The sequence below is a fragment of the Terrimonas ginsenosidimutans genome, from assembly GCF_022012415.1.
GTDB lineage: Bacteria > Bacteroidota > Bacteroidia > Chitinophagales > Chitinophagaceae > Terrimonas_A > Terrimonas_A ginsenosidimutans.
Genome location: NZ_JAKLTR010000004.1, coordinates 349,950 through 372,854 on the forward strand (window position 1 = coordinate 349,950; position 22,905 = coordinate 372,854).

Below are 22,905 nucleotides of genomic sequence, written 5' to 3' on the forward strand. Positions count from 1 at the left end.
CGTACTCTGCGATAAAACAAAGAAGCCTTCTAATCGCAGAAGGCTTCTTTACTATAATAGTTTTACAAAATTCCGAAAGCCGGACAACGGTCAACGGACAACGGTCAACGGATAGCGGTCTCACGCCAATTCCGCTTCCATTGTAATATTCGTATTCAGCAATTTACTGATCGGGCAGTTTGCTTTTGCACCCGCAGCTACTTCTGCAAATTTCGCGGCATCGATATTCGGGATCGTGGCTTTTACTTCGAGGTGACTTTCTGTAATAGCGCCATTCTCAAAAGTAATCGTACATTTCGTGTCAATATTGTCAGCAGTAAATCCTGCTGCATTCAGGTCGAAGCTGAGTTTCATGGTGAAGCAACCTGCATGAGCTGCCGCAACAAGTTCTTCAGGGTTTGTGCCGATGCCTTCTTCAAAGCGGCTGCTGAATGAATACTGAGTATCTTTTAATACGCCTGATTGCGTGGTGTTGGTTCCTTTTCCTTCTTTTCCGGTGCCTTTCCAGTTGGCTGTAGCGTGACGTTTCATAATATATAATGTTTATGGTTTTACTGAGGCTGCTGATCTCCTTCTTCCGCGGGAGGCGCTGGATCGTCAAATGACGATTTGAAGTCGGCATCTGTCAGACCGTCTTCCGCCAGCTCTGCCGCGCGTTCTTCAGGTTCTACATACTCGATGAGGAAGTTATTCCGGCCATCTCCGATCATGATCTTCATGAACTTCTGCTGTACAAGTTCGAGAAGCGACAGGAACAGGAAGATCGCATGGACGCGGTTCTCTGCCACTTCAAATATCTTTTCAAAGGAAACCGTCTTTTCCCTGGCTGCAACATCCATCATATTCCGGCGTGCGTTCTCCATCGTGTAGCGATACTGCACAACAGTGTGCACCGGTTTGTTTACCCTGTCTGAATACTTCTGCATCGCCTTTTCGAAGGCTTTCATTAATTTGAACAGGGTGATATTCTGGATCTCTGTTCCTTCGCCGGCATCTTCACCTATCTGTGACAGTTCTTTTTGAATATTTCCACGCTTTACCATCAGCATCCGGATAGCTTCCATTTCCGCCATCTGGGCAGACGCTTCCTTGAACTTCTTGTATTCAAGCAGTTTGCTTACCAGCTCTTCCCTCGGATCAATTTCATTACCCTGGGCATCCACTTCCTTACGGGGCAGCAGCATTTTCGCCTTGATCCGCATCAGCGTGGAAATGAACAGGATGAATTCACTTGACATTTCAATGTTCAGCGATTCCTGCTGATGGATATATTCAAGGAAGTCATTGGTAATCCGGGTGATAGGGATATTGTAAATGTCCAGCTCGTCCCTTTCAATAAAGAACAGGAGCAGGTCGAAAGGTCCTTCGAACTGGGGTAATTTGATCTGGTAAGATGCTGTATTAGCCATATTAAAAGTTAAACCCCCGGACCACCTGGGGCGGTACGGGGGTCAAAAATAAGGGAAATATCGTTGGGGACTATTTCTTTAAAGAGTCACGGATCTCACGCAAAAGGAGGATATCTTCCGGCGTCACCGCAGGCGTTGGAGCTTCCTCTTCTTTTTTCATCAATCCCTTCATCGCTCTTATGATCAGGAACAGGATAAAGGCGATAATAACGAACTTGATCACAGCCGCCAGGAACTTACCATATTTAACATTTCCCCATACCAGCTTATCAAGATCCTGAGCATTTGCTGCTTCCAGCGCAGGTGTTAACAATAGAGGAGTGATCACATCATCCACGAGAGATGATACTATGGTTCCGAAAGCTGCACCAATAATAACGGCAACGGCAAGCTCTACAACATTCTTCTTCAGCGCAAATTCTTTGAATTCTTTAAAAAGTCCCATAATTGAAGTTTTTAGTGTTGGTAAAAGGAGGTTTTTTGATGCGCATCCATGTTTCAAAATTCAGGCCGAAGCGATTACAACCAATGAACTTTCAAACAATTAAACTTTCAAACTTTTCCTATTGAAAAGTTACCCAAAGTAAAGGAAAAAACTTTTTACTCTTTCTTCAAACCGGGAAACTGCATTTTTAATCCTTTCAGCATATCACGCAGCGCCTTTGCGATCACATATTCCTTATACCAATTCTGATCAGATGGTACGATCGTCCACTCAGGCTCATTGCACTTTTCGAAACAATCTTCATAGGCTGACTGATAATTATCCCAAAGCTTCGCCTCTTCAAAATCCTGTTCATTGTACTTCCACATTTTGGCAGGATTATGCATACGTTCTTCCAGCCGCTGAGTTTGTTCTTCCCGGGAAATATGCAGATAGAATTTGAGGATATGCGTTTCATTATGCTCTTCGAGCAACCGTTCAAATGCATTGATGGCCTCAACGCGTTTCTTTGTACGCTCATCGTCTATCCAGCGATGCACGCGTGTGATCAGGATATCCTCATAGTGAGAGCGATTGAAGACCTGGATCATTCCTTTTGCCGGCGTATGATTGTGTATCCTCCAGAGGAAGTCATGGCTGAGTTCCTCCGATGTCGGAGCTTTGAATGATTTGACCATTACCCCCTGCGGGTTCATACTTCCCATTACATTACGGATCACGCCGTCCTTTCCACTGGCGTCCATTCCCTGTATCACGATCAATATAGAATGACGGTTCTCTGCATAGAGAAGATTCTGCAGATCATCCAGCTCTTCGAGAATCGCGGCGGTTTTCTCTTTGGTTTCGGCCTTGTCAAATTCTTTCGGGGCACGTGTGCTGATCTTACTTAGACTGATTTTGCTCATATTTAAAGTTATTGATTTTTCAGGTACTTCGACCGGCGTTGGTTCCCGCAGATCTTTCGCTGCTCAGGGATCATCTGCGTGATCTGCGCAAACAAATTATCCTCTTATCAAATGAAAGAAGTCAGGTGCAAAAAAAGAGCTGAGAAATCCGCGAAATCTGCGGGAACCAAACGCCAGTCGGACTAAAAACAAGACCTTTGCACTTCAATTATGAATAACAAACTGCTCAGCTGGCTTCTCTTCACCCTTCTTTGTTTTATCTGGGGTAGTTCTTTCATCCTTATGAAAGAAGGAAAGACGGCGTTGACTGCCGCACAGATAGCGTCGCTGCGGATCTTTTCCGCCGGGATTGTATTTATCCCTTTCGCCTTTTACCATATCCGCTTTATTCCGCGCAAAAAGATGGGGCTGATGGTAGTGACCGGTTTATTCGGCAACCTGTTCCCCGCCTTTCTTTTCGCGGCCGCCATAATCAAACTGGATAGTTCGCTCGAAGGCATTCTGAACTCGCTCACACCGATCTGCATGGTGATCATCGGTATCGCTTTCTTCAAAGACAAAATAGAATGGCAAAAGATCCTGGGAGTGATCGTTGGTTTCGCCGGACTTTGCCTTCTCGCAATATCAAGGCAGGACATCAATCTCGGTAATCTTGGTTATGCAGGGCTTGTTGTACTGGCGACGATCTTTTACGGACTGAATGTTAACATCGTAGGTCATTTTTTAAAGGATATCAGGCCTGTTCATATGGCATCAGTATCACTTGCATTTATGTCAGTTCCTGCAGGCATTGTGCTTTGGTCACAAGGCTTCTTCTCGCTTGATTTCTCTGTCCGCGACCTGCAATGGTCTGTTCTCAACGTTGTCGTGCTGGGAATTGTTGGCAGTGCATTCGCCACCGTTCTCTTCTATGCCCTGGTGCAAAAAGCAGGCCCCCTGTTCGCTTCACTGGTCACATACGGCATTCCTTTCGTAGCACTTTTTTGGGGCGCCCTTGTTGGAGAAACGATCACTATCAAAGATATTGCGTGCCTGTTGCTGATCCTGCTTGGGGTATTTCTGGCAAAGTTGCAGATCGGGAAGAAAGTCGTTGACCGTTGACCGTTGACCGTTGACCGTTGACCGTTGACCGTCACAAATTAAAAGAGAGGGGCTATCGTTTTTAAACGATAGCCCCTCTCTTTTAATTTGTACACGAAAATGCAATTGTATTCTAGCTCGCTGAAATTCCGGACAACGGTCAACGGACAACGGTCAACGATCTCCTCCCTACACCGCCATAATCTCCTTCTCCTTTGCTGCCAAATGCTTTTCCACCACGGCTGTATAGCGATCAGTAAGTTGTTGCACTTCCGCTTCCGCGTCTTTTGCAGCATCTTCGCTAAGGCCGTTCTTCTGTTGTTTTTTTATGTTCTCGATCGCGTCGCGACGGATATTTCTCACGGCAATTTTACATTGTTCTCCTTCTCCCTGGCATCTTTTCACCAGCTCACGTCTTCTTTCTTCTGTCAGCGGCGGCATAAAGATCCTGATCAGGACGCCGTCATTCTGAGGAGTCACACCAAGGTTTGAGTTGATGATCGCTCTTTCGATAGGCTGCAGCATATTCTTTTCCCAGGGCTGAATGCTGAGTGTACGGGCATCCATCACGCTGATATTCGCTACCTGGTTGATCGGCATCGGAGAACCATAATAATCTACAATCACACTATCGAACATTTGCGGGTTGGCTTTCCCGGCTCTGATCTTTGTCAATTCACTTTCCAGGTGACTGATAGCCTTCCGCATCAGCTCTTCGCCTGCGGCAATAATTGTTGAAATATCTTCTGTCATAAAATCCGTTTAGCGGTCGCGGCAAAGCTAATGAAAATCCACGGATCGCTGAGCCTTGTTCGTTGACCATCGTCCTGATTTCCGTAATAGAAGTAATTTTATAAAGGGCATTAATTGAACCTTGCACCGGTGATCGGCGGTCAACGGACAACGGCGACGAGAATCACTTGTGTTCCGCAGCAACCGTTTCGGGATTCAGATTGACCACTTTTGAAGTTGGTTTCAGTTCCTCCGGCTGACGGGCCACAAAAAGACGGCGATTCTGTTTACGTGTGTAATACAGCATACCGATTCCGCCAAGGCCGATAACGAGCATGATCGCGAGAACAATGGTAGAACCAAAAGAGCGCAGCGTGTACGCCAGTACTATAAAGAAGATGTTTACAGCAACACAGGTGAGGGTAACTCCCGCATGCCCGAGGCCGCGTGCCAGTAATAAGTGATGAATATGATTGCGGTCGGGGGTAAAGGGGGATCTGCCATTGAAGATCCGGATCCCGAACACCCGCAGCGTATCAAGCAGGGGAATGATCAGGATGGAAACGCCAATGGCTACGGATGAATCAAGCGGAACGCGGACGGCCGGATTGCCCGCCACATTGATGAACTTGATCACCATGATCGCATTGATCAATCCGATCATCAGTGAACCGGAATCTCCCATAAATATCTTTGCCGGGGGATGGTTAAAGATCAGGAAAGCAACAAGACTTCCTCCCAGGGCAAACGCAAGCAAGGCGTAAGCCTGGAAATGGATGGTATAGAAATAGGTACCGAAGACAAGCATGGTCAGTACACCAAGACTGCCGGCAAGCCCGTCAACACCATCGATCAGGTTGAAAGAATTGATCACAACGATAACCGTGAGGTAAGAAAGCGCCAGATCAAAAGCCTGGGGAAGCTCATTGATCCCGAAGAGCCCGTGCATGCTGTTGATCCTGATACCTCCAAGATGGATCAGGATAGAGGCAGCGATCACCTGTCCGATGATCTTTTTACTGGCCGAAAGAACTACCAGGTCATCTTTCAACCCCAGGAAAAAGATCACGATCGCCGCGGCAAAAAAATACTGGAACTCCGGGTTTAGATACCCCTGAATAGAAAGCAGGGACGCCAGTAAAAATCCTCCGAATATCCCTACTCCGCCAAGCGAAGCCACCGCATGTGCGTGTACCTTTCTTTCATCCGGGATATCGTATAGCTTTTTCTGCTCCGCAATTTGTAAAACAACAGGTATTGCGAGGAAAGATATGATAAATGCCACGGATGCCGTGAGCAGAATGTCCAGAAGCGAGATGTCAAGCATCAGATTGGGTTTACGGTAAAAAAGTTGGCCTGAACCGCTGGCTTATCAAGGGTAAAGAATAGGATCATTTCGAACACGGGGTGTAAAAGACAATCGCACGAACTTTATCCGGCGCAACAATTAATCCCTGTCAATGAATTTTGTATCAAAAAAAGATTGCACTTTTGCAACGCCCTCGTAGTGAAATGAGGCAGCAAGATACAAAAAGTTTAAAAAATCCCTAATATTTATGCCTGAACTCAAAGCAATTGCGTCACAGATCCGCAGAGATATCGTAAGGATGGTACATGGTTCCAGCAGCGGTCACCCGGGTGGTTCACTCGGTTGTGCTGATTTTCTCACCGCCCTGTACTTCCAGGTGATGAAACATGACCCGAACTTCAACATGAATGCGACTAACGAAGACGTGTTCTTTCTCTCCAACGGGCATATTTCCCCGGTTTTTTACTCCGTTCTGGCCCGCTCCGGGTATTTCGACGTAAAAGAACTGGCAACATTCCGTAAGATCAATTCAAGACTGCAGGGCCACCCTGCCACTCACGAACATCTTCCGGGCGTCCGTATCGCCAGCGGTTCCCTGGGCCAGGGCCTGAGCGCAGCGATCGGCGCGGCATTGACCAAAAAGCTCAACAAGGAAAATACAACCGTTTTTTCCCTCCATGGCGATGGCGAGCTGGATGAAGGACAGATCTGGGAAGCAGCAATGTTCGCCCCTCACCATAAAGTTGACAACCTGATCGCTACCATCGACTGGAACGGTCAGCAGATCGACGGACCCACAGATAAAGTAATGAGCCTCGGCAACATCCGCCAGAAGTTCGACGCTTTCGGCTGGACCACCCTCGAAATGAACGGCAACGATATGGACGATGTGATCGCTACGCTCGACAAAGCAAAATCACTCACCGGCCAGGGCAAACCAATCGCCATCATGATGCACACCATCATGGGCAAAGGTGTTGACTTCATGGAAAACGATCACAACTGGCATGGCATCGCTCCAAATGACGAACAACTGGCCAAAGCACTGGCACAACTGCCGGAAACAATGGGAGACTATTAATCGTTGACCGTTGTCCGTTGACCGTTGACCGATAAAAATTAAAAGCGAATGGCTATCGTTGATGACGATAGCCATTCGCTTTTTAGTTTTATACGCATATTCAATTTTCTCCACTTCAGCTTCCCTCCGGTCAACGGCAACGATCAACGACCAACGGTCAACGGACAACAAACCTCTGCCCCGCCGCCTTTCTCGAAGGAAACCAGGAAGCCAGTATGGCGATCACAAAAACAGTGGCCGTTACAAGCAGAAAGTCTGCAAGATGCGGCTCAACAGGAAAATAATCTATGAGGAAAGATCCGGGCATTAAGGAGATAAGATGAAACTTCAACTGAAGCAGGATCATTGTATAAGCAAGAAACATTCCCACGACAGTACCGATCAGCGCAAGCAAAAGACCCTCGCTGAGAAAAATACGCTGGATAAAACCACGATCGGCGCCAAGCGCATGCAATACACCAATATCTTTCTGCTTTTCCAGCACAAGCATTGTTAGTGCTCCGATCATGTTAAATGCCGCGACAACCATGATCAGGCTGAGCACCCCATAGATAATCCATCGCTCCATATTCATTACAGAATAAAGACCCTGATTCTGCTCATAGCGCGTTTGAACAAGGTACCCCTTCCCGAAGACTTTTTGCACCTGTTTCTGAACCTGCTCTGCTGCTCCGGGATCGTTGAGTGTGATCTCAACGCCGCTGTAAACATCCGCTCCGAGCCGCAGGGCTTTTTTTGCAAAGGCAAGATTCGTGATCCCGTATTTCGTGTCAAAGTCCTGCTGGATCACAAATGCAGCCGAAGTATTGATCGTATCACTGCTGATATCATTCATTGCATCCAGCTGCTCACCCTCTGTTTTACGGGGCAGATAGATATTCAACGGGAAAATATTCCGGTCTGCCTGAACCCCCAACGCATTTTCAACACCGGCTCCAAGGATAAGTTTCGGAAAATCTTCCGTACCGAGATCATATTCTCCTTTAACTAAATGCTTTGCCACACCCGTAACGTAGCGATAATTATCGTCTACTCCTTTCAGGTAAACGATCGACTGATAATCGCCATTTTGAACAAGCGCCTTCTCTTCTACGACCAGCGAATAATTCTTAATCCCTTTGATACCTTTCAGCTCCCGCAACTGTTCTGCGGTAACCGTGATATTCTTTCCGCTGGGTGGCAATATTTTCAGATCCGTATAAAAAGACGAATACAGCGACTTCACTAATCCCTCAAAGCCGTTGAATACACTCAACACCAGTATCAGCGCAGCCGTGCCTATCACGATAGCCACTACGCTGATCCAGGAAATGACATTGATGGCATTCGTGGATTTTTTTGCTTTAAAATAACGCCAGGCAAAGAGAAAGCTCAAAACGCTGATGGGTGTTTCGGGTTGAAGATGTGTGCATGAATTACGCTAATTCGTGAAATTAGTGTAAACTAATTCGTGTCTTTGCGGTCTTCGTTGATCTTTTTGAACAATTCTTCCATTTTGAATACATGATCCAGTGTATCGTCCTTGAAAAACTTCAGCACGGGGATACTGCGGAGCTGATGGCGAACACGCCCGGAAAGCTCCTTTTTGATCTCATGGTGACGGTCTTCGATCTTTTTCAGCGCGTCTTCCTGGTCACTGACCTGGAACAGACTCAGGTAAAATCTGGCTTCCAGCAGATCTGGCGTTACCTTAACCGATGATATTGAGACCATTCCGCCATTTATCATACTCAAACCGAGCCGTTGAAAGATCTGGTTCATCTCTTCATTCAGCAGGCCGGCAATCTGTTTTTGTCTTTTTCCCTCTTCCATAATAAACGTATAATTTATATCTGCCCATCCTAAAACTTGCTGGCAGACGGTGTAAAATTAGTTACTTTGCCCGTTTAAGCGACTTAGAAACATAATGAAAAAATTTTCAAGGGTTTTCAGCTATCTGGGACAATATAGAGGCAAACTCGTTCTGTATTTTGTGTGCACTCTCCTTGCCACTCTTTTCGGCGTCATTTCCATCGCCATGCTGAGCCCTTTTTTCGGGTTGATCTTCGAATCGGCTCAAACACCGAACCCCGCAGTAATGCGAACCAACGTACTCGGCTCTTATATCAGCGATTTTCTCGAAAAAACTATAGCCGATAACGGAGACAACGGGAAAGTGGCCGGTCTGACCGCGATCTGTTTTATGATCATTATCTCCACGATCCTGAAAAATATTTTCATTTATCTGTCGAACCGGATCTCGGTGCCCGTCCGGGCGATGATCATCACAAAGCTCCGGGGCGACGTTTATGATAAGATCCTCCGGCTGCCCATCGGTTATTTTACTGAAAAAAGAAAAGGTGATATTATTTCGCGGATGACGAACGATATCGGAGAAATAGAAGGTTCTGTGGTCGGGATGCTGGACGGCATGATCAAAGATCCGATCACGGTGATCGGATACCTTGTCGCGCTCGTGATCATTTCTCCCCAACTCTCACTTTTCCTTCTCATATTATTGCCGGTTACTGGTTTGCTAATCGGACGGGTAAGCCGCAAACTGAAACGACAGTCGGAAGATGCCGCGATCAAACTCGGCGAAGGTCTGTCCATTCTCGACGAAACACTTGGCGGTCTGCGCGTGATCAAAGCATTTCTGGCTGAAAAATTACTGAGTAGTCGTTTTCATGATGTGAACGATGAGTTGTACAAGATCAGGAAGAAAATGGGCGCTCGCCGCGACCTGGCATCTCCACTGACGGAAGTCTTTGGCGTGATCGTACTGAGTACGATCCTGTACTTTGGCGGCAGGCTTGTGCTGGCAGACCAGGGCATCGAAGGTGGAGAACTGCTTAGTTACATTGCCCTGTTTGCGATGGTCATCAACCCGGCTAAGAACATCTCTAATTCATTCTTTAATATTCAACGCGGTGCCGCAGCACTGGTGCGTGTGGAAGAAGTCCTGAGTGCCCCGGTTGTGGTAGATGAAAATCCGAATGGTACACAACTCACGTCCTTTAACGATAAGATCGAATTCAAAAACGTAGTATTCTCGTATGACGATGCGGTGATCCTCGATAATGTAAATCTCACTATCCAAAAAGGAAAAACCATCGCGCTTGTTGGATCTTCCGGCGCTGGTAAATCAACACTGGCGGACCTTGTTCCGCGTTTTCATGATGTCACTTCCGGCGAAGTGCTGATCGACGGGATCAATATCAAAGATTATTCGCTGTATTCTGTACGCAGCCTGATGAGCATCGTTACACAGGAGCCTATCCTGTTCAATGATACTGTTGCGAACAATATCGCATTGGGAACACCTGATGCCACACTGGAGGAAATTGAACAAGCCGCCAAAATAGCAAACGCCCATAATTTCATTTCCCACAAGGAAGCGGGCTATCAAACAAATATCGGTGACCGCGGCAGCAAGCTAAGCGGGGGCGAACGCCAGCGCCTGACCATCGCACGCGCCGTGTTAAAGAACCCGCCAATACTAATCCTCGACGAAGCAACCTCTTCATTGGATACAGAAAGCGAACGTCTGGTTCAGGACGCGATCAACAATATGATGCAGAACCGCACCAGTATTGTGATCGCACACCGTCTCAGCACGATCCGCCACGCTGACGAGATAATCGTGTTACAGAAAGGAAAGATCGTGGAAAGAGGTAATCATGAAGAACTGATCGCATACAATGGCTTTTACAGGAAGCTCGTAGAAATGCAGGAAGTGAAATAAACCGCTTTACAGATCGATCTGCGGAGATCTGATAACTTTTACTATGCCGTTTTATTGCTGATTGGCTTTGAAGTCGGCCAGGATAATGTATTGGTAGATCAGGCTCACCTGTTCATCCGTGAGATCGGGATAAGAACGATGCAGCCCTTTCATGCCAAATTTTTCCATTCTGCTCACCAGGTAGGGTTCAGTTGAAAAGCTCTCCGGGTTTCTGAGGAAATCTGCGATCTTACCTGCGCTCGTTCAGTACTCATTCTTTACGGAAGAGGTGAAAAGGTCTGAATGAAGGCCTGTTACCCGGTGACAAGTTTGACAATTCTTATCTTCAAACAATTTCTTTCCCTCAAAAAACTCCTGATCGATCTTATCCAGGATTGTTTGCTGGTATTCCGCCAGCGGAGATTGAGAAGTACCAGAAGGCCGTTTACTAGCTTACGATCGGCACCGTCGCATACTTTGCGAGTGCCGTGAACGTGATTACACAGATTGACAATAAGCCGATCGCCTGGACTATATATTTGTATTGTTGCAAGCTGAACGTTTTAAAGAAAAAGAACGCTAACTCTTCAACACTTCCCTGGAGATAACCAGCTTCTGTATTTCACTTGTTCCTTCTCCGATAGTACAAAGTTTTGCATCCCTGTAAAATTTCTCCACCGGAAAATCTTTGGTATATCCGTAACCGCCAAACACCTGCACCGCATCATTTGCCACCTTCACCGCCACTTCGCTGGCATAATACTTTGCCATGGCGGCTTCCTTGGTCATCGGTTGCTTGCGGTTCTTCAGATCACAGGCGCGGAGCGTGAGTAGATCCGCCGCCATTATTTCAGTAGCCATATCGGCCAATTTGAAAGAGATCCCCTGGAAATTGGAGATAGGCTGATCGAACTGATGACGTTCTTTTGAATATTGTAAGGCTGCTTCGTAAGCACCTTTTGCAATACCAAGAGATAAAGAGGCAATAGAGATCCTTCCGCCGTCCAGCACTTTCATTGCCTGTTTAAAACCTTCTCCCACTTCGCCCAAACGGTTTGCATCCGGAATACGGCAGTTATCAAAGATCATTTCAGCTGTTTCACTGGCGCGCATACCCAGCTTATTCTCTTTCTTGCCCGCGCCAAAACCCGGTGTTCCTTTTTCAACCACGAAGGCCGTTGAATTATCTTTTGTACGTGGTTCACCAGTGCGGCAGATCACTACAGCTAATTCGCCGCTTTTCCCGTGCGTGATCCAGTTCTTGGTTCCATTGATCACCCAGCTATCGCCATCTTTTACGGCTGTGCATTTCATATTGCCGGCATCGCTTCCTGTATTCGCTTCTGTCAATCCCCACGCTCCGATCCACTCAGCGGTTGCAAGTTTCGGTAGATATTTTTTCTTCTGCTCTTCGTTTCCAAACGCAAGTATGTGACCAGTGCAAAGCGAGTTATGCGCTGCAACACTTAACCCTACGGAGCCACAGACCTTGGCGATCTCTTCGATCACGGTTTTATACTCTACATACCCCAGACCGGCACCACCATATTCTTCAGGAACCAACACGCCCATCAAACCCAGCTTTCCCATCTCACGGAAAACCTCAACAGGGAATTCCTGCGTTTCATCCCAATCCATTACGTGAGGCTTGATATACTGACGTGCAAATTCCCGGGCAGTTTGTTGCACCTGTTCGGTCAATTCGGAAGTAGAAAAATTCATAAGGTTTATTGTTTAGATAAAAAGATGTGCCACCGTCCCTATCACTTAGTCCCGGGAAGATGGCACACCGCGTAGCACCCTTAGCGTTTAAAATGCAATCGATAGAAGTCAGGTGCAATATATAAAAAACTTCAGGTAACTAACAAGCGTTAGGGTAGTTATTTCAATATTTCCCTTCTCCTTCAGGCCGGTATTAAAAATAGTGTTTAGTATTTTTCATTACTGGAATAAAGAAAAGCTCTATAACTATCTATATGACAGATGGTTCCTTCTGAAAGAGAAAACACCCGACCAAAGGGTGGAAGCGCCTGATCACCCGGCTCTTTCGTTATTTTATCTGTTTAACTCCCCGGCATTTCAATCACCAGTCCATCATATGCAATATGCATCCCTGGCGGGAGCTCCGGTTCCACCATTGCATGTAATCCCATCTGATGCGAAAGATGTGTAAAATAAGCTCTCGGAATATTTAACTCCTTTGCAATACCAGCTGCTTCATCCAGCGTAAAATGCGAAACATGCGATTCTTTCCGAAGTGCGTTCAGCACCATCACATCCGAACCGCGGATCTTTTCCTTTGAATCGGGTTCTATCCGGTTAGCATCTGTGATATATGTGAACTGGCCAAAGCGAAACCCCATCACAGGCATCCTGAGATGCCACACCTGAATTGGCGTTACGGGAATATCACCTACTATAAATGGCTCCTCAGTCATGGAATGCATGGTCAACTCGGGCAATCCGGGAAATTTATTCTCCGTAAACGCATAATAGAAATCACGGCGTACCGCCTCCTCCGTCATGGCATTTGCATAAATATCGATTGACTTTCGGGAGAAATAATTGAACGCGCGGATATCATCCAGCCCGGCCAGATGATCTTTATGCGGGTGCGTAAAAATGACCGCATCAAGCGTTTTCACTCTTTCCCTTAACATCTGGTACCTGAAATCGGGTCCTGTATCCACCACCAAACGCGTCGTGGCCGATTCAACCATGATACTTGAACGCAGCCGTTTATCCCGTTTATCGCCGGAAGCACAGACCTCACAGGGACACGCTATCATCGGAACACCGCTGCTCGTACCTGTACCGAGAAAAGTTATTTTGAGAGAAGGATATGACACGGGTAAAAATAATGATTTTATGCCGTTCTCCGGTACCGAGAAGATCCGGTGAACGGTGACCATCGGTCATCTGCCATCGGTCATCGGTCATCTGCCATCGTCTCTGTGGAAAACTTACGGTTAGCTTATTCCTGTCCCCCTTCCAATCAACGTACTTTTGTATGTCACTTACTAATATTACTGATCTGATGAATATAAAATACACGCAATCCTTCCTCGATAAACTTGAAGCTATCCCTGAAGAAGCCGGATATGTCCTGCGCTATGAAAGGGGAACCTTCCAGAGCGGATACTGCATCCTGGAACAGAAAAAAGTAGTGGTTTTAAACAAATTTCTTCAGGTGGAAGGACGGGTAAACACACTGATCGACCTGATCCCACAGCTGGACATCCACGCTGATTTTCTTCCCGAAGACGGCAGAAAACTCCATGCTGAGATCATGGCCAACCTGGCTATCATGGAAAGCAAAGAAGCGGAAGAAGCGAAAGAAAGAGAAAGAGAAGGGGACAAGACGGAAGAAAACGGTGAGCAGCCGTCTTAAGCTATTTGCCCGAACGATTATAACGATAAAATAGAAAAGGAAAGGATCTCTGAAGTGAGATCCTTTCCTTTTCTATTTTATCTTGCGATGCGTCAATTTAATTACCTCCTCAGGAGTTTAAAACATCGACGCCGAAATGGCGTTAAACGACTTCACAAACCAGCGGAGTGTCACCCTTTGCTCTCCATCTTTATCACCGGCACGATCATCTCTTCCAGGCTGACGCCACCATGCTGGAAGGTGTTACGGTAATAATTCACGTAGTGATTGTAATTGTTGGGATAGCAAAGAAACCCATCCTCTTTCGCAAATATGAATGATGAATTGATCGTTGGTGAAGGCAGTCCGATCTCCTTCGGTTCACGATATGCCAGCACCTCTTTTTGTTCATAGTTCAGGTTCCGGCCATGCTTATACCGGAGATTTGTAGTGGTCTGTTTATCTCCGATCACCTTGTAGGGAGTTTTCACCCGCACACTTCCATGATCTGTTGCCAAAACGATCCGGATATTTTTATCCGCGATCTTTTTCAACGCCTGGTGTAGAGGGGAGTGTTCAAACCAACTGGTTGTTATAGAACGGTAACTCATCTCGTCACCAGCCAGTTCCTTCAGTACTTCCATCTCTGTACGCGCATGGCTCAGCATATCCACAAAGTTGTAGACGATCACGTTGATATCATTGTTCAGCAGGTTATGGATATTGTTCATCAGTTCAAGACCTGCATGATTATTCAGCACTTTCGTATAGGAGACTTTCAAATCACCTTTCCCAAACCTTTTCAATTGCGCACGGAAGAATTCTTCTTCATGCAGGTTCTTCCCTCCTTCCTCATCATCATTCTTCCATTGCTGCGGAAATTTCTTTTCTATCTCCATCGGCAGCATCCCGGCAAAGATCGCGTTACGCGCATATTGTGTGGCTGTCGGAAGAATGCTGTAAAAACTATCCTCCTCCAGTATGCGGAAGCTTTCGGCAAAAATGGGCTGGATCGCACGCCATTGATCAAAACGCAGGTTATCGATCAACACAAAAAACAAGGGAGTGCCCTTCTCAATATGCGGTAGCACTTTGAATTGAACAAGCGAATGGCTCATCACCGGACCGTCCCCGCTTTTCGGATTTATCCATGATGCATAATTACGTGAAACAAATTTGAAGAACTCCGTATTCGCTTCACCTTTCTGGCTTTGCAACACCTCCTGCATCTCCGGGCTGTCGCTCTTCTGCATTTCCAGTTCCCAGTACACCAGTTTCTTATAGATATCCATCCATTCGTTGTAGTCAGGATTACTGTTCAATGCCATGAACAAATGCCTGAATTGCTGCTGGTAGGCCGTTGTCGTTTTTTCCGCAACAAGTCTTTTATTATCGATGATCTTTTTCAGGCTTAGCCAGACCTGGTTAGGATTGACCGGCTTGATCAGGTAATCACTGATCTGGCTGCCGATGGCTTCATCCATCAGGTTCTCCGTTTCATTTTTGGTGATCAGTACAACCGGGAGCGACTGCTTCATTTCCTTGATCTTGGCCAGCGTCTCCAGCCCTGTAATACCCGGCATGCTCTCATCGATCAGCACCACGTCCACATGATTCTCTTTCACATAATCGATCGCATCAAACCCATTTGTAAATGTCTGTACTTCGTAGCCTTTATTTTCGAGGAAAAGCTTTTGCGATTGTAAACTTTCGATCTCATCGTCTACCCAGATAATTTTTACCAATGCCATGTGTGCTAATTAAAAAGTCAAAATTAAAAATTGAAAAAAGTAGTTCCTCATCAGTAATGTCGTTTTTACTTTTGACCTTTTACTTTTTACTTTTAGACGGTTTCCTCCAAAAATAGCCTTTTCCGCTCCCGCTTCCGTAATTTTGCCGATTCCCCGCTGGGTCTTTAACAAAAACGCAACAATGCCTGCAGTCAGAAAGATCATCAACGATCCGGTATACGGTTTTATTACAATTGACCACCCACTGATCTTACAGATCATATCGCATCCATATTATCAAAGGCTTCGTAATATACATCAGATGGCGTTTGCCCACCTGGTGTATCCTGGCGCAGTGCATTCACGCCTGCATCATTCGCTGGGAGCCTACCACCTCATGTGCAATGCACTTTCCGAACTAAAAAGCAAAGGCATTGAGATCACGGCGAACGAAGAACTCGGCGCAAAGATCGCCATCCTGCTCCACGACGCAGGCCATGGACCTTTTTCCCATGCACTTGAACAGGAACTGATCCCCGGCGTTCATCACGAACATATCTCTTTCCGCATTATGCAGGTGCTGAACGAAGAACTGGGTGGCCAGCTTCAAACCGCACTCGATATCTTCACCAATAATCATCCCAAAAGATTTTTGCACCAGCTTGTTTCCGGACAATTGGATGTAGACAGGATGGATTATCTCAACCGCGACAGTTTTTTTACCGGTGTGGCAGAGGGTGTGATCGGTTATGACCGGATCATCAAAATGCTGACCGTAAAGGACGGAGACCTGATGGTCGAAGAAAAAGCCATCTATTCGATCGAAAAATTCCTTGTTTCAAGACGATTAATGTACTGGCAGGTATATCTCCACAAAACAGTAATGGGAGCCGAAATGATGCTGATTAAGATAATCGGCCGCGCAAAAGAGCTGATACGCCAGGGGATCCCCCTGCAGGCTGCGTCAGATGTGCTGGATAATATGCTGAAGAATCCGCAGGATTTTACCAATATTGCCGACGTTCTACAGACCTTCTGCCAGCTTGATGATCATGATATGATGGCTACCGTCAAGAACTGGTGCCGGCATCCTGATAAAATTCTACGTCTCTTGTGCCGCTCACTGATCGACAGGAAGCTTTACAAAGTGAAACTACAGGCAGACCCTATCAGCGAGGAACTGCTTGCCGGAAAAGTACAGGAACTGAGTGCAGAACTCGGTTTCACGCCTGAAGAGGTCGCTAATTATTTTGTATTCACCGGCGAGGCCAGCAATACAACTTACAACCCGGCTGATGAGAAGATCAATATCCTTTTCAAAGATGGGACCATCCGCGATATTTCTCAGGTAGACAATGCATTGATACAACACAATCTCAGCAGCACTGTTAAAAAATATTACATTTGTTGCTGGAGGGTTTGACTGGCTTAAAACTTGCCGTTGCTCACCCGACATAAACTTTTTATTCATGATATTTCCTGCATCGCAGATAGCATTGATAGTTAGTGGTAAGATAGAAGGAGACCCCAATGCGACGGTTGGATCCTTCGGAAAGATTGAAGAAGCGAAAGAAGGTCAACTTAGTTTCCTTGCCAATCCCAAGTACGAAGACTATCTATATACCACACGCGCCAGCGTTATCATCATCAGTGAAGCTTATGAGCTTAAGCAACCTGTGCAGACAACACTGATCAGGGTACCGGATGCTTACTCGGCATTTGCTACTTTGCTGAGCAAGTACCAGGAGATAATGCAGCAGCAAATGACCGGCGTCCAGGAGCCAAGCTACATTGCCAAAACTGCGAGCTATGGCCAGCAGGTTTTCATCGGAGCATTTGCTTATCTCGGCGAGAATGTAAAGATCGGCAACAATACAAAGATCTACCCACAGGTATATATCGGCAATAATGTAGTGATCGGTGAAAATTGTATTATCCATCCCGGCGTAAAGATCTATCATGACTGCCAGGTTGGGAACAGTGTGACCATCCATTCCGGTACGGTCATCGGAAGCGACGGATTTGGGTTTGCTCCGCAGCCGGACGGCAGTTTTAAGAAAGTGCCGCAGATCGGTAATGTAATACTGGAAGACCAGGTCGAAGTTGGCTCGAATACAACCATCGATCGCGCCACGATCGGTTCTACGATCATAAGAAAAGGCGCCAAGCTGGACAACCTGATCCAGATCGCCCATAATGTAGAGATCGGCAACAGTTCAGTGATCGCTGCCCAGGCAGGTGTCAGCGGAAGTACAAAGATCGGAAAGGGCGTGATGATCGGTGGACAGGCCGGCATTGTCGGTCACATTCAGCTGGGGGATGGCTCCAAGGTGAACGCTCAAAGCGGTGTCAGCAAGTCAATCGACGCAGGCAAAGCCGTAACCGGTTCACCGGCATATGACTATACCTCCGCCCTTCGCAGCCAGGCTGTTTCAAGAAAACTGCCCGATCTCGAAAAACGCGTAAAAGAGCTTGAGCAATTGCTGAAGCAGCTTCTTACCGAGACCCGTTAACGCCGTATACTGTCATCCGTCTTGATCTGCTGCATTCTTTCATAAGACGCAGTATCCCGGCGTGCGGAAGTGTCATATACAGACGTGTTCCGGTTATTCGGATCACTTGAACTCGGATTCGTCATACTGTCTGCCGGAACAGGAATACTGTCAATCCCCGAACCATCGGTTTCTCCTTCATTATTACAGGCAACAAAAACTGACGCTGTCAGTAAAAGGCAAAATAGCTTTTTCATATTGATGATCATTAAGTCAATACCCTGATTCAATAATACTGCCAGTGAGCTCAAAGCATGGGTTGCGGAATTGATGTAGAATATCGACCACCTGCATAGCTCAAAACCGCCACGTCCAGGGACTATAAGGCCGCAATGCGAATCTGATAGCCAATGACCGATAGCCGGCGAACCGGACAGGAACTTTAGTTTGACATTACGCGCATTAATGGCAATACCCCTTAAAAACGCCTGATCATTGGCAATCCCCCGAAGATGGTCACTGACCCGCCAGTATCTCCAGATCGTTTAACCGGAAACTAATCACCTTCGGTCATTCTGAATAGTGAATGGCCGTGGATCAGTCATAGATTATTCCGCCATCCTCCGTTCATCCTCCATTCATCTTCCGAAATTTAACGGTAGATGAATGGAAGAACAATGGATCAGACAAAAACAAGGCAAGAACAAACCCCTGACACCTTATGCCTTTCCTCGACTGATCTTCAGGACTTTTTTGATCATACTCGCAAAAAGAGTTAAAATAACCCTAAAGCCACTTCGGCCGTGATGGCACCTTGTGCAATTGTACTTCTCTGGCATCTTCAGCTGCATAAAACCATCTGATATGCACAGCCTTATTAAACCTGCAGCTATTGCCCTCTGCGTGTTCGCCTCCGTTTACGCCATTGCAAGATTTTCCGGCAAAAAGGGTCATACCCCTGAAAAATATATTAGTACAGTCAACCCACCGGACGGTACCGGTCTGCCGGATGATACAAGTCAGGCCGGTGCAACTCCGTCCGGCAAGCCTTTACCGAAAAGCTCCGCAAAGATCCAGGCAGCCGTTCTCCTCGATGTAAGCAATAGCATGGACGGCCTGATCGATCAGGCAAAAGCGCAATTATGGAATATGGTCAGCGTCATGGGAAAAGCCACCTGTGATGGCGCCGCGCCTACAGTAGAGATCGCTTTGTATGAATATGGAAGAGACGACAATGATCTCAGGAAAGGATACGTAAAACAGATCACCAACTTCACATCCGACCTGGACCTGGTCTCAAAAAAACTGTTCTCACTTACGACAAACGGCGGTGACGAATACTGCGGACAGGTGATGTACAGTTCGCTCACCGAAATGAAATGGGATACCGCTGCCAATAGCTACAAAGTCATCTTTATTGCCGGTAATGAAGATTTCTTACAGGGGAAACTCAGCTTTACCAAAGCATGCGCCGAAGCCCGGAAAAAGAATGTGATCGTGAACACGATCTATTGCGGTGATAAAATGCAGGGGATCAGCGAACACTGGAACCTCGGCAGTGAATGCGGCTCAGGAAGCTTCACCAATATCAACCAGGATGCTAAGATCGACGATATTGCCACCCCGTATGACAGCACCATTTTCGCACTGAATGAACAGCTTAACAAAACCTATATCGGCTATGGAGCCGAAGGCGCAGCCTCTTCTCTCAGGCAGGAAGAAGTGGATAAGATGAACTCCAAAATGAATAAGTCCGTAATGGCGAAGCGTGCCTCCGTAAAAGCTAAAGCAGAGCTGTACGACAATGCCTCCTGGGACCTCGTAGATGCCAGCAAGAATGATGCGGCCGCTTACAAAAAAGTAGACATGAAAACTCTGCCCGACAGCCTCAAGACAAAATCAAGAGAAGAGCTGAAAGTTTTTGTAGATAAAAAATCAGCAGAAAGAAAACAGATCCAGAAAGCCATTGAAGATAACAACACGAAAAGGGAGTCTTTTATCACGACCGAAAAAGCAAAAAACGCAACAGGCAAAGGAGATCAGACCCTCGAAACAGAAATTGAACGGATCGTCAGGCAGCAGGCAAAACGGTACAACATGATCATACACGAATGATCGCGTTCATTCGCGGTCATTCGCGGCCATTCGCGGTCATTCGCGTTTGTATTTTATTCGCGTTTTGGGCGTAATTTGAGCCATACTAAAACCTCTAACTGTTATGGCTCGCATCACGCTCTTTCTCCTGGCGTTATTGCCGTTTATCACCCGTGCGCAGGCACTACCTTCTATTGACGACAAAACAAAGAATCTGAAAAAGTATGAAGGGTATCTTAATTTCTACTGGGACGAGAACAGCGGTAAGATCTGGCTTGAAATAGACAAGCTGGACTCGGCTATTCTGTACATCAACTCGCTGCCGGCGGGTCTTGGGTCAAATGATATCGGTCTTGATCGAGGGTTGTTGGGAGACAATCGTGTTGTGCGGTTCAACCGGACCGGCCGCAAGTTACTGATGACTCAACCGAACTACGACTACCGCGCTCTCTCGAGTGATAAGGCAGAACGCCGCGCCGTTGAGCAGTCCTTTGCCCAGTCTGTCCTTTGGGGTTTTACCATTGAAGCCGAATCAAACGGCCGTGTGCTGGTAGACGCTACTGATTTTCTAATGCGCGATGCCATGAAAGTGGCCAGCCGCATCCGTGGCATGCGTCAGGGAAATTATACGCTGGATAAAACACGTTCGGCGATCTATCTGCCGCAAAGCAAGAATTTTCCGCAGAATACAGAACTGGAAACGACATTGACTTTTGTGAACAATGATGGCGAAGCAGGTAACTTTGTCCAGCAGGTTACACCATCTTCCGAAGCGATCACACTGCGGCTTCATCACTCCTTCGTGCAACTACCGGACAACAACTATCAAGCCCGTGTATTTGATCCACGCAGCAGCTTTATCAGCATGTCTTATTTTGATTACAGCACACCTGTTACCGAACCGATCGATAAATATTTTATCATTCGCCACAGGCTTCAAAAGAAAGATCCGTCTGCCGCTAAAAGTGAAGCGGTAAAACCCATTATCTATTATCTTGACAATGGCACGCCCGAACCGATCCGCAGTGCACTTCTTGAAGGAGCGCAATGGTGGAATCAGGCATTTGAAGCTGCCGGATACATCAACGCATTCCAGGTGAAGATCCTGCCGGAAGAAGCTGATCCGATGGATGTTCGCTATAACATGATCAACTGGGTCCACCGTTCAACACGTGGCTGGTCTTACGGCTATTCCGTTTCTGATCCCCGCACCGGCGAGATCATCAAAGGAAACGTAACACTGGGTTCCCTGCGTGTACGTCAGGATTACCTGATCGCAAGCGGTCTGCTTTCTCCTTATGAAAATGGAATACCTGCCGATAACAAAATGCTGAAGATGGCATTGAACCGTTTGAAACAATTATCGGCACATGAAATAGGGCATACACTCGGACTTATGCATAACTATGCCGCCAGTGTCGTCAATCGTTCCAGTGTGATGGACTATCCCCCACCGGCAGCGACGCTTGATGCCAATGGCAACATCGATCTAAGCCAGGCGTATGCGGACGGAATCGGAGAATGGGATAAGCTTAGCATTACCTGGGGGTACCAGGATTTTCCCAATGGTACAGATGAAAAAGCTGCGCTCAACAAACTTCTGACAGATGCTGACAAAAAAGGAATGCAGTTCATCAGCGATCGTGATGCACGTGCTCCCGGCGGACTCCATCCTACAGCGCACCTCTGGGATAACGGAAGCAATGCGATCGATGAACTGAAGCATGTGATGAAAGTTCGTGAAAAAGCGTTGAGCAGGTTCGGAGAGAACAATATCCGCCCCGGCACACCCATGGCTTTCCTGGAAGATGCACTGGTGCCGATCTACCTCTTTCATCGTTACCAGGTTGAAGCGACGGTCAAGCTCGTCGGCGGAATGGATTACCGTTACGCATTGCGTGGTGACGGACAGACGGTCACCAAAGCTCTTTCGCGCCAGGAACAGTTATCTGCCCTGCAGGCAGTGCTCACCACCATAGAGCCTTCCGCATTAATTCTTCCGGAACGGATAATCAAACTCATTCCTCCCAGACCTTCTGGTTATGGCAGCAGCCGCGAACTTTTCCGCAAAAGAGGAGGCATGGCTTTCGATGCACTAAGTCCCGCAGAAACAGCTGCCGACCTGCCGCTATCATTCCTGTTCAACAGCGACCGGCTTAACAGGCTCTCCGGCAATATTGCGCAAACTAATACGCTCGCGCTCCCTGAAGTCCTGGATCTTGTGATCGGCGCAACCTGGAAAGCTCCCCGCAGAAAAGGGACGGAAGGATTGATACAACAGCAAACCGAGCAGCTATTGCTCACGTACCTGCTTTCGTCAGGCATAAATGACAATAACTCATTTGCGACCCGCTCCGTACTATCTCAGTCACTTTCCTCACTTAAATCATACATCGAATCCAAAAGAAAAACATCCACCGACTCCCTATATAACGGGCACCTTTTACTTGCCCTTGAAAGAATGAAAACGCCCGCCGATGCAAAACCAACCCTTCATGCGATAGCACCTCCGGGAGCACCAATCGGGTGTGAAGAATAGGGTCCGTTGTCCGTTG

General features: G+C 46.9%; 22 protein-coding genes. 8 read left to right on the forward strand and 14 right to left on the reverse strand.

What is annotated here, in order from left to right:
• Positions 1-120 precede the first annotated feature (120 nt).
• The 4 genes from LZZ85_RS08960 to LZZ85_RS08975 form a co-directional block, all read right to left on the reverse strand.
• Positions 121-531: an OsmC family protein gene (locus LZZ85_RS08960; RefSeq protein ID WP_237870781.1), complete on the reverse strand. Its 411-nt coding sequence runs from the start codon at positions 529-531 to the stop codon at positions 121-123.
• 20 nt (positions 532-551) lie between these two features.
• Entirely contained in the window at positions 552-1,409 is an 858-nt protein-coding gene (locus tag LZZ85_RS08965) for a segregation and condensation protein A (RefSeq protein ID WP_237870783.1), read from the reverse strand.
• 70 nt (positions 1,410-1,479) lie between these two features.
• Positions 1,480-1,854 (reverse strand): large conductance mechanosensitive channel protein MscL, encoded by a 375-nt coding sequence (mscL, locus tag LZZ85_RS08970; RefSeq protein WP_237870785.1) that lies wholly within the window; start codon positions 1,852-1,854, stop codon positions 1,480-1,482.
• Positions 1,855-2,009: 155 nt separating this feature from the next.
• A complete protein-coding gene (locus LZZ85_RS08975) occupies positions 2,010-2,759 on the reverse strand; it encodes a PPK2 family polyphosphate kinase (protein ID WP_237870787.1) in 750 nt (249 codons plus the stop codon).
• A gap of 210 nt (positions 2,760-2,969) precedes the next feature.
• On the opposite strand from LZZ85_RS08975, the gene LZZ85_RS08980 reads away from it, so the two are divergent.
• Positions 2,970-3,860 carry a DMT family transporter gene (locus tag LZZ85_RS08980; protein WP_237870789.1) on the forward strand — a complete coding sequence of 297 codons (891 nt, stop codon included), beginning with the start codon at positions 2,970-2,972 and terminating at the stop codon, positions 3,858-3,860.
• 168 nt (positions 3,861-4,028) lie between these two features.
• On the opposite strand, the gene frr is transcribed toward LZZ85_RS08980, so the two are convergent.
• Positions 4,029-4,592 (reverse strand): ribosome recycling factor, encoded by a 564-nt coding sequence (gene frr, locus LZZ85_RS08985; protein WP_237870791.1) that lies wholly within the window; start codon positions 4,590-4,592, stop codon positions 4,029-4,031.
• Positions 4,593-4,755: 163 nt separating this feature from the next.
• Positions 4,756-5,898, reverse strand: coding sequence for an MraY family glycosyltransferase (locus LZZ85_RS08990; RefSeq protein ID WP_237870793.1), 1,143 nt, complete (start codon positions 5,896-5,898; stop codon positions 4,756-4,758).
• 229 nt (positions 5,899-6,127) lie between these two features.
• Here LZZ85_RS08990 and LZZ85_RS08995 point away from each other — a divergent pair, with 229 nt between their 5' ends.
• Positions 6,128-6,961 carry a transketolase gene (locus LZZ85_RS08995; RefSeq protein ID WP_237870795.1) on the forward strand — a complete coding sequence of 278 codons (834 nt, stop codon included), beginning with the start codon at positions 6,128-6,130 and terminating at the stop codon, positions 6,959-6,961.
• A gap of 157 nt (positions 6,962-7,118) precedes the next feature.
• Here LZZ85_RS08995 and LZZ85_RS09000 read toward each other — a convergent pair whose 3' ends face one another.
• Positions 7,119-8,336: an FtsX-like permease family protein gene (locus LZZ85_RS09000; RefSeq protein WP_237870797.1), complete on the reverse strand. Its 1,218-nt coding sequence runs from the start codon at positions 8,334-8,336 to the stop codon at positions 7,119-7,121.
• A gap of 68 nt (positions 8,337-8,404) precedes the next feature.
• Positions 8,405-8,773 carry a 30S ribosome-binding factor RbfA gene (gene rbfA, locus LZZ85_RS09005; protein WP_237870799.1) on the reverse strand — a complete coding sequence of 123 codons (369 nt, stop codon included), beginning with the start codon at positions 8,771-8,773 and terminating at the stop codon, positions 8,405-8,407.
• A 94-nt stretch (positions 8,774-8,867) separates the two neighbouring features.
• Between rbfA and LZZ85_RS09010 the strand changes: the two genes are divergently transcribed.
• Complete coding sequence (locus LZZ85_RS09010; protein WP_237870801.1) at positions 8,868-10,685, forward strand: ABC transporter ATP-binding protein; 1,818 nt, start codon at positions 8,868-8,870, stop codon at positions 10,683-10,685.
• A gap of 51 nt (positions 10,686-10,736) precedes the next feature.
• Here the strand turns inward: LZZ85_RS09010 and LZZ85_RS28405 are convergent, their stop codons facing one another.
• From LZZ85_RS28405 to LZZ85_RS09020, 4 genes are all read right to left on the reverse strand, one after another.
• Entirely contained in the window at positions 10,737-10,862 is a 126-nt protein-coding gene (locus tag LZZ85_RS28405) for a hypothetical protein (RefSeq protein ID WP_255724026.1), read from the reverse strand.
• A 66-nt stretch (positions 10,863-10,928) separates the two neighbouring features.
• Positions 10,929-11,081, reverse strand: coding sequence for a c-type cytochrome (locus tag LZZ85_RS28770; protein ID WP_432422759.1), 153 nt, complete (start codon positions 11,079-11,081; stop codon positions 10,929-10,931).
• 162 nt (positions 11,082-11,243) lie between these two features.
• A complete protein-coding gene (locus LZZ85_RS09015) occupies positions 11,244-12,386 on the reverse strand; it encodes an acyl-CoA dehydrogenase (protein WP_237870803.1) in 1,143 nt (380 codons plus the stop codon).
• Between the two features lie 341 nt (positions 12,387-12,727).
• Positions 12,728-13,513 (reverse strand): MBL fold metallo-hydrolase, encoded by a 786-nt coding sequence (locus LZZ85_RS09020; RefSeq protein WP_237870805.1) that lies wholly within the window; start codon positions 13,511-13,513, stop codon positions 12,728-12,730.
• A gap of 161 nt (positions 13,514-13,674) precedes the next feature.
• Between LZZ85_RS09020 and LZZ85_RS09025 the strand changes: the two genes are divergently transcribed.
• Entirely contained in the window at positions 13,675-14,055 is a 381-nt protein-coding gene (locus LZZ85_RS09025) for a hypothetical protein (protein WP_237870807.1), read from the forward strand.
• Between the two features lie 170 nt (positions 14,056-14,225).
• On the opposite strand, the gene porX is transcribed toward LZZ85_RS09025, so the two are convergent.
• On the reverse strand, positions 14,226-15,785 hold the full coding sequence (gene porX / locus LZZ85_RS09030; protein ID WP_237870809.1) for a T9SS response regulator signal transducer PorX: 1,560 nt from the start codon (positions 15,783-15,785) through the stop codon (positions 14,226-14,228).
• Positions 15,786-15,966: 181 nt separating this feature from the next.
• Between porX and LZZ85_RS09035 the strand changes: the two genes are divergently transcribed.
• Entirely contained in the window at positions 15,967-17,187 is a 1,221-nt protein-coding gene (locus LZZ85_RS09035) for an HD domain-containing protein (protein ID WP_237870811.1), read from the forward strand.
• A 46-nt stretch (positions 17,188-17,233) separates the two neighbouring features.
• Complete coding sequence (lpxD, locus tag LZZ85_RS09040; protein WP_237870813.1) at positions 17,234-18,277, forward strand: UDP-3-O-(3-hydroxymyristoyl)glucosamine N-acyltransferase; 1,044 nt, start codon at positions 17,234-17,236, stop codon at positions 18,275-18,277.
• On the opposite strand, the gene LZZ85_RS09045 is transcribed toward lpxD, so the two are convergent.
• The gene (locus LZZ85_RS09045; RefSeq protein ID WP_237870815.1) at positions 18,274-18,513 is read right to left on the reverse strand and encodes a hypothetical protein; all 240 of its coding nucleotides are present in this window, start codon (positions 18,511-18,513) and stop codon (positions 18,274-18,276) included. The two genes, lpxD and LZZ85_RS09045, sit on opposite strands and share 4 nt — an antisense overlap.
• 607 nt (positions 18,514-19,120) lie before the next feature.
• Here LZZ85_RS09045 and LZZ85_RS09050 point away from each other — a divergent pair.
• Together LZZ85_RS09050 and LZZ85_RS09055 are read left to right on the forward strand one after the other, a co-directional pair.
• On the forward strand, positions 19,121-20,371 hold the full coding sequence (locus LZZ85_RS09050; RefSeq protein ID WP_237870817.1) for a vWA domain-containing protein: 1,251 nt from the start codon (positions 19,121-19,123) through the stop codon (positions 20,369-20,371).
• A 103-nt stretch (positions 20,372-20,474) separates the two neighbouring features.
• The gene (locus LZZ85_RS09055; protein WP_237870818.1) at positions 20,475-22,889 is read left to right on the forward strand and encodes a zinc-dependent metalloprotease; all 2,415 of its coding nucleotides are present in this window, start codon (positions 20,475-20,477) and stop codon (positions 22,887-22,889) included.
• Positions 22,890-22,905: the final 16 nt, after the last annotated feature.

Excerpts from the sequence above, each read along its gene's own strand:
- LZZ85_RS08980 (WP_237870789.1), top strand. The coding sequence starts at position 2,970 with ATGAATAACAAACTGCTCAGCTGGCTTCTCTTCACCCTTCTTTGTTTT.
- LZZ85_RS08990 (WP_237870793.1), bottom strand. The coding sequence starts at position 5,898 with ATGCTTGACATCTCGCTTCTGGACATTCTGCTCACGGCATCCGTGGCA.
- LZZ85_RS08975 (WP_237870787.1), bottom strand. The coding sequence starts at position 2,759 with ATGAGCAAAATCAGTCTAAGTAAGATCAGCACACGTGCCCCGAAAGAA.
- LZZ85_RS09055 (WP_237870818.1), top strand. The coding sequence starts at position 20,475 with ATGGCTCGCATCACGCTCTTTCTCCTGGCGTTATTGCCGTTTATCACC.
- frr (WP_237870791.1), bottom strand. The coding sequence starts at position 4,592 with ATGACAGAAGATATTTCAACAATTATTGCCGCAGGCGAAGAGCTGATG.
- LZZ85_RS09010 (WP_237870801.1), top strand. The coding sequence starts at position 8,868 with ATGAAAAAATTTTCAAGGGTTTTCAGCTATCTGGGACAATATAGAGGC.
- LZZ85_RS08995 (WP_237870795.1), top strand. The coding sequence starts at position 6,128 with ATGCCTGAACTCAAAGCAATTGCGTCACAGATCCGCAGAGATATCGTA.
- LZZ85_RS09015 (WP_237870803.1), bottom strand. The coding sequence starts at position 12,386 with ATGAATTTTTCTACTTCCGAATTGACCGAACAGGTGCAACAAACTGCC.
- LZZ85_RS09045 (WP_237870815.1), bottom strand. The coding sequence starts at position 18,513 with ATGAAAAAGCTATTTTGCCTTTTACTGACAGCGTCAGTTTTTGTTGCC.
- rbfA (WP_237870799.1), bottom strand. The coding sequence starts at position 8,773 with ATGGAAGAGGGAAAAAGACAAAAACAGATTGCCGGCCTGCTGAATGAA.
- LZZ85_RS09035 (WP_237870811.1), top strand. The coding sequence starts at position 15,967 with ATGCCTGCAGTCAGAAAGATCATCAACGATCCGGTATACGGTTTTATT.
- porX (WP_237870809.1), bottom strand. The coding sequence starts at position 15,785 with ATGGCATTGGTAAAAATTATCTGGGTAGACGATGAGATCGAAAGTTTA.
- LZZ85_RS08960 (WP_237870781.1), bottom strand. The coding sequence starts at position 531 with ATGAAACGTCACGCTACAGCCAACTGGAAAGGCACCGGAAAAGAAGGA.
- lpxD (WP_237870813.1), top strand. The coding sequence starts at position 17,234 with ATGATATTTCCTGCATCGCAGATAGCATTGATAGTTAGTGGTAAGATA.
- mscL (WP_237870785.1), bottom strand. The coding sequence starts at position 1,854 with ATGGGACTTTTTAAAGAATTCAAAGAATTTGCGCTGAAGAAGAATGTT.
- LZZ85_RS08965 (WP_237870783.1), bottom strand. The coding sequence starts at position 1,409 with ATGGCTAATACAGCATCTTACCAGATCAAATTACCCCAGTTCGAAGGA.
- LZZ85_RS09050 (WP_237870817.1), top strand. The coding sequence starts at position 19,121 with ATGCACAGCCTTATTAAACCTGCAGCTATTGCCCTCTGCGTGTTCGCC.
- LZZ85_RS09025 (WP_237870807.1), top strand. The coding sequence starts at position 13,675 with ATGTCACTTACTAATATTACTGATCTGATGAATATAAAATACACGCAA.